Source organism: Amycolatopsis keratiniphila (assembly GCF_000400635.2).
GTDB lineage: Bacteria > Actinomycetota > Actinomycetes > Mycobacteriales > Pseudonocardiaceae > Amycolatopsis > Amycolatopsis keratiniphila.
Genome location: NC_021252.1, coordinates 3960526 through 3975140, shown reverse-complemented (window position 1 = coordinate 3975140; position 14615 = coordinate 3960526). Strand labels below are relative to the sequence as shown.

At 70.9% G+C, this 14615-nt stretch carries 13 protein-coding genes; 4 read left to right on the top strand and 9 right to left on the bottom strand.

Annotated elements, in window-relative coordinates; translation table 11 throughout:
* Positions 1-106: 106 nt before the first annotated feature.
* From AORI_RS59100 to AORI_RS59090, 3 genes are read left to right on the top strand one after another with little or no spacing between them, the layout of a single operon-like run.
* A complete protein-coding gene (locus AORI_RS59100) occupies positions 107-1498 on the top strand; it encodes an MFS transporter (RefSeq protein ID WP_016333977.1) in 1392 nt (463 codons plus the stop codon).
* Complete coding sequence (locus AORI_RS59095; protein WP_016333976.1) at positions 1495-1935, top strand: GAF domain-containing protein; 441 nt, start codon at positions 1495-1497, stop codon at positions 1933-1935. Before AORI_RS59100 ends, AORI_RS59095 begins: the two co-directional genes overlap by 4 nt.
* Positions 1932-3146, top strand: a complete 1215-nt coding sequence (locus AORI_RS59090; RefSeq protein WP_016333975.1) for a metal-dependent hydrolase family protein — start codon at positions 1932-1934, stop codon at positions 3144-3146. The genes AORI_RS59095 and AORI_RS59090 overlap by 4 nt, the downstream gene beginning before the upstream one ends.
* 81 nt (positions 3147-3227) lie before the next feature.
* Here the strand turns inward: AORI_RS59090 and AORI_RS59085 are convergent, their stop codons facing one another.
* The 8 genes from AORI_RS59085 to AORI_RS59050 form a co-directional block, all read right to left on the bottom strand.
* Positions 3228-4592, bottom strand: a complete 1365-nt coding sequence (locus AORI_RS59085; RefSeq protein ID WP_016333974.1) for an aldehyde dehydrogenase (NADP(+)) — start codon at positions 4590-4592, stop codon at positions 3228-3230.
* Entirely contained in the window at positions 4589-6031 is a 1443-nt protein-coding gene (locus AORI_RS59080) for an amino acid permease (protein ID WP_016333973.1), read from the bottom strand. The genes AORI_RS59085 and AORI_RS59080 overlap by 4 nt, the downstream gene beginning before the upstream one ends.
* 55 nt (positions 6032-6086) lie before the next feature.
* Positions 6087-7088: a proline racemase family protein gene (locus AORI_RS59075; RefSeq protein WP_016333972.1), complete on the bottom strand. Its 1002-nt coding sequence runs from the start codon at positions 7086-7088 to the stop codon at positions 6087-6089.
* A complete protein-coding gene (locus tag AORI_RS59070) occupies positions 7089-8000 on the bottom strand; it encodes a dihydrodipicolinate synthase family protein (RefSeq protein ID WP_016333971.1) in 912 nt (303 codons plus the stop codon).
* On the bottom strand, positions 7997-9358 hold the full coding sequence (locus AORI_RS59065; protein ID WP_016333970.1) for an FAD/NAD(P)-dependent oxidoreductase: 1362 nt from the start codon (positions 9356-9358) through the stop codon (positions 7997-7999). The genes AORI_RS59070 and AORI_RS59065 overlap by 4 nt, the downstream gene beginning before the upstream one ends.
* A complete protein-coding gene (locus tag AORI_RS59060; RefSeq protein ID WP_016333969.1) occupies positions 9355-9663 on the bottom strand; it encodes a (2Fe-2S)-binding protein in 309 nt (102 codons plus the stop codon). Before AORI_RS59060 ends, AORI_RS59065 begins: the two co-directional genes overlap by 4 nt.
* Entirely contained in the window at positions 9660-10823 is a 1164-nt protein-coding gene (locus AORI_RS59055; protein ID WP_043848097.1) for an NAD(P)/FAD-dependent oxidoreductase, read from the bottom strand. The genes AORI_RS59060 and AORI_RS59055 overlap by 4 nt, the downstream gene beginning before the upstream one ends.
* Positions 10824-10901: 78 nt before the next feature.
* Positions 10902-11501 carry a helix-turn-helix domain-containing protein gene (locus AORI_RS59050; protein WP_016333967.1) on the bottom strand — a complete coding sequence of 200 codons (600 nt, stop codon included), beginning with the start codon at positions 11499-11501 and terminating at the stop codon, positions 10902-10904.
* 226 nt (positions 11502-11727) lie between these two features.
* On the opposite strand from AORI_RS59050, the gene AORI_RS59045 reads away from it, so the two are divergent.
* A complete protein-coding gene (locus tag AORI_RS59045; protein ID WP_016333966.1) occupies positions 11728-12861 on the top strand; it encodes a hypothetical protein in 1134 nt (377 codons plus the stop codon).
* 270 nt (positions 12862-13131) lie between these two features.
* Here AORI_RS59045 and AORI_RS59040 read toward each other — a convergent pair whose 3' ends face one another.
* Complete coding sequence (locus tag AORI_RS59040) at positions 13132-14547, bottom strand: aminopeptidase P family protein (protein WP_016333965.1); 1416 nt, start codon at positions 14545-14547, stop codon at positions 13132-13134.
* Positions 14548-14615: the final 68 nt, after the last annotated feature.

The following is a 14615-nucleotide window of genomic DNA, read 5'->3' as shown; positions in this document are numbered from 1 at the left end:
GCCCGGCAAACCACTTGCAACAACCATTGCAGTTTTGCCGAAACGCAGTATACGTTGTCCGCACTCTCGTCTTTCCTCGTCGCCCGAACCACGGAAGGCGTTCCCCATGACGCTTCTGGCACGACTGGACCGGCTCCCACTGAGCCGTCCCCATTACAAACTCCTGCTCATCGGCGGGCTCGGCTACACCTTCGACGGCATGGACTCCGCCGTCGTCGCCTTCCTCCTGCCGAGCGCGAAAGCCGCCTGGGGCCTCGACAACGGCCAGCTCGGGCTGATCGGTTCGGCGACGCCGTTCGGCTTCCTCTTCGGCGCGATCGCCGCGGGCCTGCTGGGCGACCGCATCGGCCGCAAGAAGGTCATGATGTACGCGCTGGCCTTCTACGCGGTGTTCTCCGTGGTCGCGGCCTTCTCCCCCAACTACGAGGTCTTCCTGGGCGCGCGGGTGCTGGCCGGGGCGGGCGCGGGCGCCGAAAGCGCGATCATCGCGCCGTTCCTGTCGGAATTCGTCCCCGCCAAACGCCGCGGCTGGTTCGTCGGCGCGCTGGCCGGGTTCTTCTCGTTCGGCTTCGTCATGGCCGCGCTGATCGGGCGGTTCGTCGTCCCGACGGTTCCGGAGGGCTGGCGGGTCGCGCAGCTGATCACCGCGCTGCCGATCGTCATGCTGCTGTGGTGGCGCCGATCCCTGCCGGAATCCCCGAGGTTCCTGGTCGCGAACGGACGTCACGCCGAGGCGGGGAAGATCGTCTCGAAGCTGGAGCGGGACGTCGAAAAGGCGACAGGGCAAGCACTTCCGGCCGTCGCCGAGGCCGAGGCGCAGCCCGCGACGGAGACCCCCAAGGTCAATCTGCTCAGCGCGTTGAAGTTCCTGTGGAGCCCGGCCATGGCCCGCCGCACCGCGGTGATCTGGACCGTGTGGTTCGTGATCACGTTCTCCTACTACGGCTTCTTCTCGTGGATCCCGACCCTGCTCGTCGAGCGCGGTATCACGGTGACCAAGAGCTTCGAGTTCTCGATCATCATCTACCTGGCGCAGATCCCCGGGTACTTCTCCGCCGCGTGGCTGTCGGAACGGCTCGACCGCAAGCACACCATCGCGTTGTACCTCGCGGGCTCGGCGGTGAGCGCCTTCTGGCTGAGCCAGATGGACGCGCCGTGGTCGATCACCCTCGCCGGAGCGGTGCTGTCGTTCTTCCTCAACGGCACGTACGCCGGCGTGTACTCCTACACCCCCGAGGTGTTCCCGACCTGGATCCGCGCCAGCGGCACCGGGCTGTCCAGCGCGTTCGGCCGGGTCGGCAGCATCCTGGCCCCGACGATCATCGGCCTGTCCGCCGCGAGCCTCGGCTTCGCCGGCGTCTTCGGCCTCACCACCGCCGTCCTTGCGGCCGGGGTGGTGTGCGTGGTCGTGTTCGGCCTGTCCACCGCCGGCCGATCCCTGGAAGAACTGACCGAACACGGCGCGCCCGTGAAAACCGCCAAGGAGATGACGAAGTGACCGTGTCACTGTCCACTGTGGAGGACAAGACCCGAGCCACGATCGGCGTACGGCTGTTCACCGTGCTGGCCTGGGTGCCCGAACGGCGGGCGCTGCGGCGAGTGCACAGCAGCCATCCCGTCGAGTACCCGGTCGGCGGCGAGAAGACCGTCGAGGTCGCCGCCGGCTGGCTGGACCGGTGCATCACCGGCCAGGAGCCGTACTTCGGGCCGGACAGCGCGGCGGTGCGGGAGATCTTCGCCGACCACGAACTCATCGACAGCCTCGGCTGCGGCGCGGTGATCAACGTGCCGGTGGTCGACGAGGGCCGGACCCTCGGTGTCCTCAACCTCCTCGACGCGGAGGGCCACTACGACGACGATTCCGTCGCGATGGCGCGATCTCTGGCACCGTTGGCGGTCCCGGCCCTGCGCGAACTCCTGGAGGAGACCCGATGAACGGATCGCTGCTGCTGCGCGACGCCCGCCTGCTCGACCCGGTCACCGGCGAGTACACCGAGGGCGACCTCCGGTGCGCCGACGGGCGGATCGTCGAGATCGGCACCGGGCTCACCGCGGACGACGCGCGGACCGAGGACCTGCGCGGAGCGTTCGTGCTGCCCGGTCTCGTCGACGCCCACGTGCACGTCACCGCGTCCACCGCGGATCTCGGGTCGCTGCCCGCGTCGTCACCGTCGTACGTGACCGCGCACAGTGCCCGCACCATGAGCCGGATGCTGGACCGGGGTTTCACGACGGTCCGTGACGCTTCCGGCGCCGACTACGGTCTCGCCGACGCGCAGGCCGAAGGCTTGTTCCGCGGCCCGCGCCTGCTGTTCTGCGGGCGCGCGCTGAGCCAGACCGGCGGGCACGGCGACAGCCGGACACGCGGCGCCAACACCAGCGAAGACCACCCGTGCTGCGCCGGTCTCGGCCGGGTCGCCGACGGGGTCGACGCGGTCCGCGCGGCGGCGCGCGACGAACTGCGCAAGGGAGCGCACCACATCAAGGTGATGGCCTCCGGCGGCGTCGCCTCCCCCACCGACCGGATCGACTCGACGCAGTACTCCGGCGAGGAACTGCGCGCCATCGTCGAGGAGGCGGAGGCGGCCAACCGCTACGTCGCCGCGCACGCCTACACCGCCCGCGCGGTGAACCGCGCGCTGGAGCTCGGCGTCCGGTCGATCGAACACGGCAACCTGATCGACGACCTGAGTGTCGAACTGTTCCTCCGGCACGACGCGTACCTCGTGCCGACCCTGGTGACCTACTGGGCGCTGAAGGAGGAAGGGCGCGAGCACGGGCTCCCGCAATCCAGCTGGCGCAAGGTCGACGAGGTGCTCGGCGCGGGTATGGCGGCTTTGGAACGGGCCGCGCGCGGCGGGGTGAAACTGGTGTACGGCAGCGATCTCCTCGGCGGGATGCACCGGCACCAGAACCACGAGTTCCGGTTGCGCGGCGAGGTGCAGTCCGCGCTGGAGGTGATCCGCTCCGCGACGTCGACGGCGGCGGAGCTGCTGAACCTGACCGGCGAGATCGGCACGCTCGCGCCGGGCGCGCACGCGGATCTGGTGGTCGTCGACCGGGATCCGCTGGAGGACGTCGGCGTGCTGGCCGAGCCGGAGAAGTTCCGGTACGTGGTGCAGGGCGGGACCGTCGTGTCCGCCTGACTTCTGGCGGTCACCCTGCGCTGTCCGTGAAGGCCACCTTGAGGGACTCTGGGTCCCTCAAGGAGGCCTTCATTTCCTACCTCACGAGAAGTGTTGCGGCACATCCCAAGGGTTCTCGTCCCGCAACGGCTCCGGCAGCAGGTGCGAAGGCCAGTCCTGATAGGACACCGGACGCAGGAAGCGCTCCACCGCCGCCGTCCCGACCGACGTCGACGCGGGGGAGGTCGTCGCCGGGAACGGTCCGCCGTGCTGCATCGCGGCGGTCACCGCGACCCCGGTCGGCCAGCCGCCCCACAGGATCCGCCCGCTGCGGTCGGCCAGCACCGGCCGCAGCGCCTCGACCTCGGACGACTCTTCGGGCAGCGCGTGCACCGTCGTCGTGAGCTGACCGGGCAACGCCGACAGCACCGGCAGGACATCGGAGAGCCGCGAGTACCGCACGACGACGCCCAGCGGGCCGAAGCACTCTTCGGCCGCTTCAGGCACGAAGTCGGCCAGGTCGATCTCGAGCAGCCGAGGTCCAGGACCGGCGACGACCTCACGCATGCCCGGGATGCCGGTCAGCCGCTCGGCACCGGCGTCAAAGCCGGCCGCGATCCGGTCGTTCAGGAACGGCGCGGCCGGGATCCCGCGCAGCCGTTCGGCGACGAGCTCCACGAACGGGCTCCCCGACGGCACGAACACCAGGCCGGGGTTCGTGCAGAATTGGCCGTTGCCCAGCGTCAGCGAGCCGGCGTAGCCCGCTGCCAGTTCCTCGGAGCGCGCGGCGCCCGGCAGGACGATCACCGGGTTGACGCTGCCGAGCTCGCCGTGGAACGGGATCGGGACCGGTCGCTCGGCGGCGATCCGCGCCAGGGCGAGCCCGCCCGCCACCGATCCGGTGAAGGCGGCGGCCGCGATCGCCGGATGCCGCAGCGCCTCCACGCCGACGGCTTCTCCTTCGACGAGGCCGAAGATGTCACCCCATGGGCCGAGGGCTTCGCCGATGATCGCCGCCGCCCGGCGGGACAGCTCCGGATGTCCGGGATGCGCCTTGACCACCACCGGGCACCCGGCCACCCACGCCGACGCCGTGTCCCCGCCCGCCACGCTGAACGCGAACGGGAAGTTGCTCGCGGCGAACACCAGCACCGGCCCCACCGCGGTCCGATAACGGCGCAGCTCCGGACGCGGACCGGGTGGCCACGACGGGTCGGCGCGGTCGATCCGGACGTCGTAGTACGCGCCGCTCCTGGCCGCGAGCAGCCGCAGCTGGAACGTCGTCCTGGCCAGTTCACCGGTCAGCCGTGCGGTTCCCAGCCTGGTTTCGGCGTCGGCGATCTCGATCAGGGACAGCCCCGCCGCGTCCAGCGCGTCGGCGACCCCGGTGATCACTTCCGCGCGCGTCGTCGGCGACACCGCGGCCCACGCGCCCGCGATCTGCGCCGCCCGCTCGATCTCCTTCATGGTTCCTTCCTCTCCGGGTTCTCCACCGAGTTCCGGAATCCGAACACGGCGTACACCACCAGGCCGAGCACCATCCAGGCCGCGAACCGCAGCCAGGTCAGCGCGTCCAGGTTCGCGATCAGCCACACCGCGAACGCCACCCCGACCAGCGGCACGAACGGGACCCACGGGGTGCGGAACGAGCGCGGCAGATCCGGCCGGGTGCGCCGCAGCACCACCACCGCGATCGAGACGACGATGAACGCGGCCAGGATCCCGATGTTCGTCAGATCCGCGGCCTCCTTGATCGGCAGGAAGCCCGCGATGACCGCCGAGCCGATCCCGACCGGCCAGATCACCCGCGTCGGCACCCTGCGCCGGGGGTGGGTGCGGGCGAAGTACCGCGGCAGCAGGCCGTCCCGGCTCATCGCGAACCAGATCCGTGACACCGCCAGCATGTTCGCGAACGCCGACGTGGTGATCCCGAGGATGCCGCCGACCGCGACGACCGTGCCCAGCCCGGCCAGCCCGACCGCGGCCAGCGCGCTCGAAAACGGGCTGTGCACGTCGATCTGGTCGTAGCGTTGCATGCCCACCAGCACGATGGACACCAGCAGGTAGATCACCGCCGCGATGGCGAGGGACACGATGATCGCCTTGGGCAGCAACCGTTTCGCCTCGACGCTCTCCTCCGCGGCGGCCGTCATCGCGTCGTAGCCGTACACCGCGAAGAACGTCGTCGCCGCGCCCGCGACCGCGCCGCCGATACCGTAGGGCAGGAACGGGCTGAAGTTCCCCGCCGAGATGTGGAACGCGCCGGCGACCACGACCAGTGCCACGATCGCCAGCTTGATCACCACCAGCGCCGTCTCGAACCGCGCGGATTGCTTGCTGCCGCGGGAAAGGACGAACGCCAGCAGCAGGCACAGCAGCGCGGCGAACAGGTCGACGCGGTGCCCCGGCCCGGTTCCCGGCGCCCCGAGCATCCACGACGGCAGGTCCAGGCCGACCTGCTCCACGACGTAGGACAGGTAGCCGGACACCGCGATGGCGACCACGGCGACGATCGCGGTGTACTCCAGCAACAGATCCCAGCCGATCAGCCAGCCCGCGATCTCCCCCAGCGCCGCGTAGGAGTACGTGTACGCGGATCCGGCACGCGGGATGAGCCCGGCGAATTCGGCGTAGCACAGGGCCGCCGCCGAGCTGGCGATGATCGCGATCAGGAACGAGATCATCACGCCGGGCCCGGCCTGCTGGTTCGCGACCACCCCTGCCAGCGAGAAGACACCGGCGCCGACCAGGCCGCCGAGGCTGAGCGAGACCAGCTGCCAGAGGCCCATCGTGCGCGGAAGCCCACCGGGACCGGCCTCGTCAGGCCCCTCGAAGGACTTGCGCCGGAAGAGCCCGGAACGGGAGAAAAGCTTGGACCGAGGCCGGATCGTCGTTGATTCGGGCATGACAAATCCCTTCCGGACCGCGCGGGGCGGCCCGGGTCGGCGGTGGGGAGAGGGGCTAGAGGACGAACCCCGCGGGGAACGGGTCGTCCGGGTCCAGCAGATACGTGGCGTTGCCGGTGATCCAGGCCCGGCCGGAGAACTCCGGCACCACGGCGGGGACGCCGCCGACGGTGGTCTCGGCGACCAGCTCGCCGGTGAACGTGGTGCCGATGAACGAACTGTTCTCGAACGGCGTGTGCAGCGGGAGTTCGCCTCGGGCGTGCAACTGCGCCATCCTGGCGGAGGTACCGGTGCCGCAAGGTGACCGGTCGAACCAGCCGGGGTGGATCGCCATCGCGTTCTGTGAGGACCGTGCGTCCGAACCCGGGGCGAGGAACTGGACGTGTTTGCAGCCGCCGATCAGCGGATCGGCCGGATGTTTCGGCGGCCGCTGGTCGTTGATCGCCGCCATGATGTCCAGGCCCGCGGCGAGGATCCGGTCCTTCTCCGCCCGGTCGAACGCGATGTCCACTTGGGACAGTTCGAGGATGGCGTAGAAGTTGCCGCCGTAGGCCAGGTCGTAACGCACCTCGCCGAGCCCCGGCACGTCGACGACGGCGTCCCGCTCGGCGAGGAACGACGCGACGTTGCGCAGCTTGACGCGGACCGCGCGGCCGTCGCGGACCTCGACCTCGGCGTGCACGAGCCCGGCCGGGGTGTCCAGCCGGACCACGGTCTTCGGTTCGGTCACCTCGACCATGCCGGTCTCCACCAGCACGGTCGCGACGCCGATGGTGCCGTGCCCGCACATCGGCAGGCAGCCGGACACCTCGATGTACACCACCCCCCAGTCGGCGTCCGGCCTGGTCGGCGGCTGCAGGATCGCGCCGCTCATCGCCGAGTGGCCGCGCGGCTCGTTCATCAGGAACTGCCGCAGGTGGTCCAGGTTCTCCATGAAATACCGGCGGCGTTCGGCCATCGTGTCGCCGGGGATGACGCCGACCCCACCGGTCACCACCCGGGTCGGCATGCCCTCGGTGTGCGAATCGACGGCGGTGATCGACCGGATCGACCGCATCTACGCCACCCCCAGCGAGGCGAGGGCGCGGCGCATGTCGGCGGTGACCTGCTCGCGGTGCTCGTCGGTCAGCGGCCCCCGCGGCGGCCTGCACGGCCCGCCGTACCGGCCGACGAGGTCCATCCCGAGTTTGATCGCCTGGACGAACTCGGTGCGCGAGTCCCAGCGGAACGCGGCCACCAGCGGTTCGTAAAGCGCCCTGGCCTCGTCGAGTTTGCCGGACCGGGCCAGGTCGAACAGGCGCACCGACTCGGCCGGGAACACGTTGGGGAACCCGGCGAACCATCCGGTCGCGCCCATCAGCAGGCTCTCCAGCACGACGTCGTCGGCGCCGCTGATCACGTCCAGGTCCGGTGCCTGCTCGCGGATCTCCAGCACCCTTCGGACGTCACCGGAGAACTCCTTGACCGCGACCACGTTGTCGATCTGCGCGATCTCGGCGAGCAGCGCGGGGGTGAGGTCGACCTTGGTGTCGATGGGGTTGTTGTAGACCATCACCGGCAGGCCGACCGACGCCACCGCCTCGAAATGCGCGAGCACCTCACCGCGGTTCGCGCGGTACATCGTGGGCGGCAGGCACAGCAGACCGTCGGCGCCGTCCTCGGCCGCGACCTCGGCCCAGTACTTGGCCTGATGCGATCCGGGGCCGTGCACGCCGACGACGACGATCCCGTCGTCGCCCACGGTTTCGATCGCGGTGCGGGCGACGCGGCGGCGCTCCTCGTCGGTCAGCGAGGAGTACTCGCCGAGCGAGCCGTTCGGGCCGACGCCCCGGCAGCCGTTGTCGACCAGCCACCGGCAGTGCGCGGCGTAGGCGTCGTAGTCCACGGCCAGCCCGGCGGGCGCCGACGCGTCTTCCCGGTACGGGAGGGCGGTCGCGACGACGACGCCACCGAGGTCGGGGGTGCTCATTCAGGTTCTCCTTCGGTTGGGGCGGCGAGTTCGCCCAGCCGGATCGGCTGGGCGATCGGGCGGTGGTGACGGTCGGCTCCGCCGCAGAGTTCGGACACGGCCGGGCCGCAGATCCGGCCCTGGCACGGGCCGAGTCCGGCCCGGGTGCCGAGTTTCAGCGCGTGCGGGCCGGGACACGATCCGTCCGCGGCCGCACGCGTCAGTTCGCCGTATGTGGTTTCCTCGCAGCGGCAGACGATCGTGTCCTCGCGCAGCCAGCCTCGCCAGGCCGGGCCGATCGGATGGGCCGCGGCGAGCCGTTCGGCGAAGGCGCGGGCCCGATCGCGGGCACGGAGCAGTGCCGCGTCCGGCGTTTCTCCCGCCGCGGCACGGCCGGCGACCGCGCCTTCGGCCGCCGCGGTGACCGCTCCGCCGATCCCGGTGATCTCGCCCGCGGCGAAGACACCGTCCACTGTGGTCTGTTGGGCGGCGTCGACCCGGACGAAACCGTCGTCCAGGACACAACCCGCGGCGACGGCCAGTTCCGGCTGGGGACTGAAACCGTGCCCGACGCAGACCGCGTCGACCTCGTAGGCGCGTTCGGTGCCGGGGACGACGGACCAGTCCGCGCGGATCTTCGCGGTCACGACCTCGCGGACGCGGTCCACACCGCGGGCTTCGATCACCGCCCGGCCCATCCGGTACGGGACCCGGTGCCTTGCCAGCGTCGCGGCGTAACGCACCAGTTCACCCGCTTTCCCGGCGTGCGCGGCCAGGCGCCACGGCCGGGACGACCATCCTTTTCGGACGGTCGAGGCCGGGTTCGCCTCCAGCACCGCGACCACCTCGGCCCCGACGCCCAGCAAGGATTCCGCGACCGGCAACAGGAACGGCCCGGCACCGGCGACGAGGACGCGCCCGCCGATCGCGACCCGCTCCCCTTTCGCCAGTGCCTGTGCCGCGCCCGCGGTGTACACGCCGGGCAGCTCCCAGCCGGGGAAGGGCAGGGTGCGGTCGTGCGCGCCGGTCGCCAGGATCAGCGCGTCCGGGGTGAGGGTCAGCCGCCGCCGTCCGGAGCCGTCGGACGGTCCTCGCAGGATGTGCAACCGCTTCTCCACCCGGTCGAACGCCCAGACGGTGGAGGCGGGCCACCACCGGCATCGCGGATGCGCGAGCACCCGGCGGCGCCGGTCGAACTCCGCCCGGCCATGGTGGACACGCTCCGGACGCCGCGCCGCGTACGCCTCCGGGAGCATCCGGTGGTACTGGCCGCCGGGCGTCTCCGCCTGGTCCAGCACCGTGACCTGGGCACCGGCCCGCAGCGCGTGCTCAGCCGCCGCGAGCCCGGCGGGCCCGGCGCCGACGATCACCACGTTCACGCGGTCTCCTCCCGTGACTGGGTGCGGACTTCGTCGCCGTCGGCGGCCGGACGGCGGCACGCGCGGACGTCCGGCACGTCGTTCACCGTGAGCAGGCAGTCGAAACACGCGCCGATCCCGCAGAAAACCCCGCGCGGGGCACCGGAACGCGTGGTCCGCCAGGAGCTCCGTCCCGCGGCGAGCAGCATCCCCGCCACGCTCTGCCCCTCGATCCCGGGCACGGGTTCGCCGTCGACGGTGATCGTGATCGGCCGGTCGGTCCGGCCCACCGGATCGCGGTCGCGCGGCAGCAGCCATCCGCTCATGCCGCCACCACCGCGGGACGGTTCACAGTGAACTCTTCGACCGCCATCGCCGGTTCGGTTCCGGTGAGCAGTTCCCGCAGCAACCGCGCGGTGCCGACGCTCAACCCGATTCCGGCGCCCTCGTGCCCGGTGGCGTGCCAGAGGTTTCCGAGCCGCGGATCCTCGCCGAGCACCGGGAGGTGATCGTCGACGTACGGCCGGAAGCCGCCGTACGCGCGCATGATCGCGGCGTCGGCGAGCGACGGGAACAGCCGCAGCGCCTTGACCGCGATGGCGCTCAGTACCTCGGGGCGGATCGTGTCGTCGAACCCCACCCGGCGGCGTGAAGAGCCGATCAGCACGGTGCCGCCCCAGGTCGACTCGACCACGGCCGAGGTCTGCAACTCGCCCGAATCGGCGCCGACCGCGCCGACGTAATCGGTGTCGTAGACCTTGTGCCGGACGACACCCGGCATCGGCGTGGTCACCAGTACCTCACCGCGGCGGGGGCGGACCGCGATCGGGGCACCCAAGCACGCCGACACCTGGCCGGCCCACGGGCCCGCGGCGTTCACGACGACGTCGGCTTCGATCACTTCGCCGCGCACGCGGACGCCGGTGATCCGTCTGTTGTGGACGGTCGCGCCGACGACCTCGGTGTCGGAGCGCAGCCGTGCGCCGTGGCGCAGCGCGGAGCCCAGCAGTGCCAGCGCCGCGCCCGCGGGCTGGACCTGCGCGTCCTCCGGGTAGTGGAACGCGGCGGTCACCTCGCGGGTCAGCGCGGGCTCCGCATCGGCGAGTTCCTTGGGAGACAACGGTTCCGCACGGACCCCGGGTTGCGAGGCGGCGAACGCGGCAAGCGCGACGGCGCCGTCGTCCGTGGTGGCGACGACGATGCCGCCCTTGGGGTCGTACTCGATCGACGAAGCGGCACGCGCGTCCTCGTCGGCGATCTCGGCGACCACCTGGGGCCACAACGCGATCGAGAGCTTCGCGAGTTCGAGTTCCGCGCCAGGACCCTTGTCGGAGACCAGGACGTTGCCCTCGCCGTGCGACGTCGTCCCTCCGGCCGGACGACCGCGATCCACGACCACGACGTCGAATCCCGCCAGGGTGAGCTCACGGGCGCACGCCGCGCCGACGATCCCCGCGCCGAGGACGACCACACGCGTTCGGTTCATCGACCCTCCAGCGTTCGGTAAAGCGAACGATCGGAGAGTAAGTTCCACCCCGGACGGGTGTCAATACCTCGGGCGCGGTCAGCCCTTCAGCACCGGATGCGGCCTGCCGTCGAGCCGTTCGTCGGCGCGGTACTGCAGCAGCAGGACCGAGTGCACCGGCCCATCCGAAGCGGTGTAGCAATGCGGCTCGCGGGCGTCGAAGGCGACGTAGTCCCCCGGGCCGACCTCGACGGTCCGGCCGGCCACCTCGACCAGCAGCGACCCGGTCTGCACGATGGTGTGCTCGACCCCGACATGCCCCTGCGAACGCTGCGGCGCGTCCCCGCGCACCACCTGGTCGTACACCTCGAAAACGCCGTCACCGGCCTCGATCCGCCGCAGCGGCCGGAGATCCACTCCCTCACCGCTGAGCACCTCGACGTCGGCGCCGCGCACCACGGTGAGCGCGCCGCCAGCCCGATGATCGAGCAGGTCGGAGATCGCCACCTCCAGCACCCTGGACAGGCTGAACACCGTCTCGATGGTCGGATTGCCGCCGCCGGACTCCAGCTGGGACAGCGTCGCCTTGCCGATCCCCGACCGCCGCGAGAGCTCCGACAGCGAAATCCCCCTCGCCGCCCTGGCCGCGCGCAGGTTGACCGCCAGCATGTCCCGGATCGAGGGCGTCTCGTCCTCCACCGCTTCTCCCCTGTCGTTCGTCAAACCGTACGACCTCGTTCGCTTTGCCGATCGAGTTCGCGGACATCATGACACGCCCCGCGACGGGGAGGGCATAGCCGCGGCCGATGGGGCGGCGCGATGGTGGGCGGCGCGGGCCGCGATGAAACTCCTTCACCAACCGGTGTGTCACCGTCGACACAGGGTCACGGGCGCACCGTCGTTTCCTTTCAGCGAGGAGATTCCCGTGCAGCTGATCCGCAGATCCGCAGGCCGACGACTTCGGGCGTTCGGCGCGGTGCTCATCACCACGCTCGGTCTGACCGCGGCCGTCGCCGCCACGCCGGCGACGGCGGCCGCGAACGCCTGTCTCACCGGCACCCTCGTTTTCGACCATCTCGACGCCGAGGCCGGGACCAGCAAGCCACTGCGCACCCAGGTGGCCCGGAACGCGAACTGGGAACTGTGGGGTCGCACCGGTTCCGGCACGGCGACCAGGCTCGCCGCCGGCATCACCGGCGCCTCCGACGGCCGGTTCACCGCCTGCCATACAGCCTCCCTGGCCGAGGCGTACGTGCGCTTCCGGTCGAGCAGCACCTCGATGTGGCGGGTGGTCAAGGCCGCGAACAACACCACCGACTACACGTTCGACTCGGCTCGTCGTACGAACGTCTCCGGCACCCATGACCTCGGCACGGTGAAGGTGCCCTCCACGCTCCAGCGCGCCTGGAAGGTCGTGGACACGCTGAACGTCTTGTACTGGAAGCGCGCCAATCCGTCGTCCTCGTGCTGGACGGCCCGGCAGTCCGACGGGCGCTGCGACCAGATCACCTTCGTCTGGGATCCGAAGGTCGCCGACGGTGGTTACTGGGACTACCCGAACACGAACTACGTCTTCCTCGGCAACACGATGCCCGACTCGAAGCACCTCATCCTCCACGAGGCCGGGCACTGGCTGCAGTGGCAGCTCTACGGTCGCGCCTTCCCCGTCGTCGACGGCTGCAACCCGCACTACATCGAGAAACACAGCTCGGAATCGTGCGCGTGGACCGAAGGCTTCGCCGACGCCGTCGCCGCTTACGCCCTAGGTGACTACCGCTACGTCTACGACGACGGCAGCTCGTACAGCTTCGAGAACGACGCTTCGACGCCCGGCTGGGACGACGGCGACACCGTGCAGGGGCGGGTCGGCTCGTCGCTGCTGGACCTGTGGGCGGCGGACGGACCGGACGGCGGGAACTGGAACCGGACGATCGCGTTGATGACCCGCGACTTCAGCCAGGACTTCCGCGAGTACTTCACCGAGGACCGGCCCGCCGCAGGCCTGTCCACCGCCGGTGCCGCCGAGCGGATCCTCGCCGGGCACACCATCCGGTACTGACGTGGCGTGTGATGACGCCATCGGCTGGTGAGTGCGGTGGTCGATGGCGTCATCGCAGCGGGTCGTAAGGGACGACACGCGTGATCAGACGGACGACACACGTGACTGGATGGACGTCACGCGGTGGGCCTCGGCCGCGAGAGTGTCGTCCGTCCAGACACACGTGTCGTCCATTCAGTCACGCGAAACCGCACGATCGTAGGTACCTAAGACACACCGGCCTTGCATCGAAAGTCCCCTTCACCGCGTCGGATGCGGGGAAAGCGTCCTTCAGCCCCTGGCCGCCCGGACCCAGGCGGTGATCTCGTCGGCGGTCGAAGGGAAGCCGCCGGAGAGCAGGTCGTAGCCCGCTCCGGTGACCACGACGTCGTCCTCGATGCGGACGCCGAGGCCGCGCAGCTCGGGCGGCACGGTGCGGTCACCGGCGTGGAAGTACAGCCCCGGCTCGACCGCCAGCGCCATCCCCTCGGCGAGCGTGCCCTCGCGGTACGCCGACGGATGCGCGGCGGCGCAGTCGTGGACGTCCAGCCCGAGGAAATGGCCGGTACCGCAGACGATGTACCGCCGGTGCTGCTGCCCGTCCGGCGACAGCGCTTCGTCCACCGACACCGGGAGGAGACCCCAATCGTGCAGTCCCTCCGCGAGCACGCGCAGCGCCGTCGCCTGGAACGCGCCGTAGTCCTGACCGGGCCGGACCTCGCCCAGCGCCGCGACGTGCGCCTTGTGCACCAGGTCGTAGACGTCGCGCTGGGCCTTCGTGAACTCGCCGCCGACCGGGAAGGTCCGGGTGATATCGGCCGTGTACAAGGAATCCACCTCGACGCCGGCGTCGAGCAGCAGGAGGCTGTCCTCGGTCACCTTCCCGTCGCAGCGCGTCCAGTGCAGGATCGGGGCGTGCGGCCCGGCCGCCACGATGGAGGTGTAGCCGGGCCCGGTGCCCTCGGTCCGCGCACGGCGGTCGAAAGTGCCCTGCAGCCAGCGTTCCCCGCCGCCGCGAACCGCCTCCGGGAGCGCGGCCAGCACGTCCGCGAAGCCCAGGGCGGTCGCGTCGACGGCGTCGCGCAGCTGGCCGATCTCCCAATCGTCCTTGATCCGGCGCAGCTCGGCGAGGACCGTCCGCAGCCGCTCACTGTGGCCGAAGCGGTACGCGTCGAGTGCGGGATCGACCCCGGCACCGACCAGGAAGCTCGGGTTCCGGCCGCGCAGGCCGTGCGGCAGATCCTCCAGCGGGCGGCATTCGATGCCGAGCGCCTCCCCGTACGCGGCCGGTCCGGCGGCGGAGCCGACCCACAGCGGACTGGTGTCGGCGTCACCCACGAAGTCGGGCTCGTGCGCCTCGGCCGGGCGCGGCACGTACAGCGTGGCGTGGTGGCTGTCCCCCGCCGGGGTCATCACCAGGATCGCGCCCTCGCGCTGGCAACCGGTGAGCCAGACGAAGTCGCTGTCGGCGCGGAAGCCGTGGAAGGTGTCGTTGGACCGCACCACGGCCCGGCCCGCCGCGAGCGCGATCCGCTGACCGGGCAGTTCCGCCGACAGCCTGCCGCGGTGGGCGGCGGCCGCCTCGGCGGTGCCCGGCGGCACCTCCACCACGTCGTCCGCGGGCTCCCAGCCGTCGCTGATCCAGTTCCGGAACCCTTTGGCGGCCAGCAGCGCGCGCAGATCCGGCCGGGTTCGGTCGCCGGTCATCGGCTCCCCTTTCAGGTAGTCATGGTCCTGGCCGCACCATCGCACCGCGACGAACCCGGCCGTAATGA

Excerpts from the sequence above, each read along its gene's own strand:
- AORI_RS59100 (WP_016333977.1), top strand. The coding sequence starts at position 107 with ATGACGCTTCTGGCACGACTGGACCGGCTCCCACTGAGCCGTCCCCAT.
- AORI_RS59090 (WP_016333975.1), top strand. The coding sequence starts at position 1,932 with ATGAACGGATCGCTGCTGCTGCGCGACGCCCGCCTGCTCGACCCGGTC.
- AORI_RS59085 (WP_016333974.1), bottom strand. The coding sequence starts at position 4,592 with ATGAAGGAGATCGAGCGGGCGGCGCAGATCGCGGGCGCGTGGGCCGCG.
- AORI_RS59080 (WP_016333973.1), bottom strand. The coding sequence starts at position 6,031 with ATGCCCGAATCAACGACGATCCGGCCTCGGTCCAAGCTTTTCTCCCGT.
- AORI_RS59075 (WP_016333972.1), bottom strand. The coding sequence starts at position 7,088 with ATGCGGTCGATCCGGTCGATCACCGCCGTCGATTCGCACACCGAGGGC.
- AORI_RS59070 (WP_016333971.1), bottom strand. The coding sequence starts at position 8,000 with ATGAGCACCCCCGACCTCGGTGGCGTCGTCGTCGCGACCGCCCTCCCG.
- AORI_RS59060 (WP_016333969.1), bottom strand. The coding sequence starts at position 9,663 with ATGAGCGGATGGCTGCTGCCGCGCGACCGCGATCCGGTGGGCCGGACC.
- AORI_RS59055 (WP_043848097.1), bottom strand. The coding sequence starts at position 10,823 with ATGAACCGAACGCGTGTGGTCGTCCTCGGCGCGGGGATCGTCGGCGCG.
- AORI_RS59040 (WP_016333965.1), bottom strand. The coding sequence starts at position 14,547 with ATGACCGGCGACCGAACCCGGCCGGATCTGCGCGCGCTGCTGGCCGCC.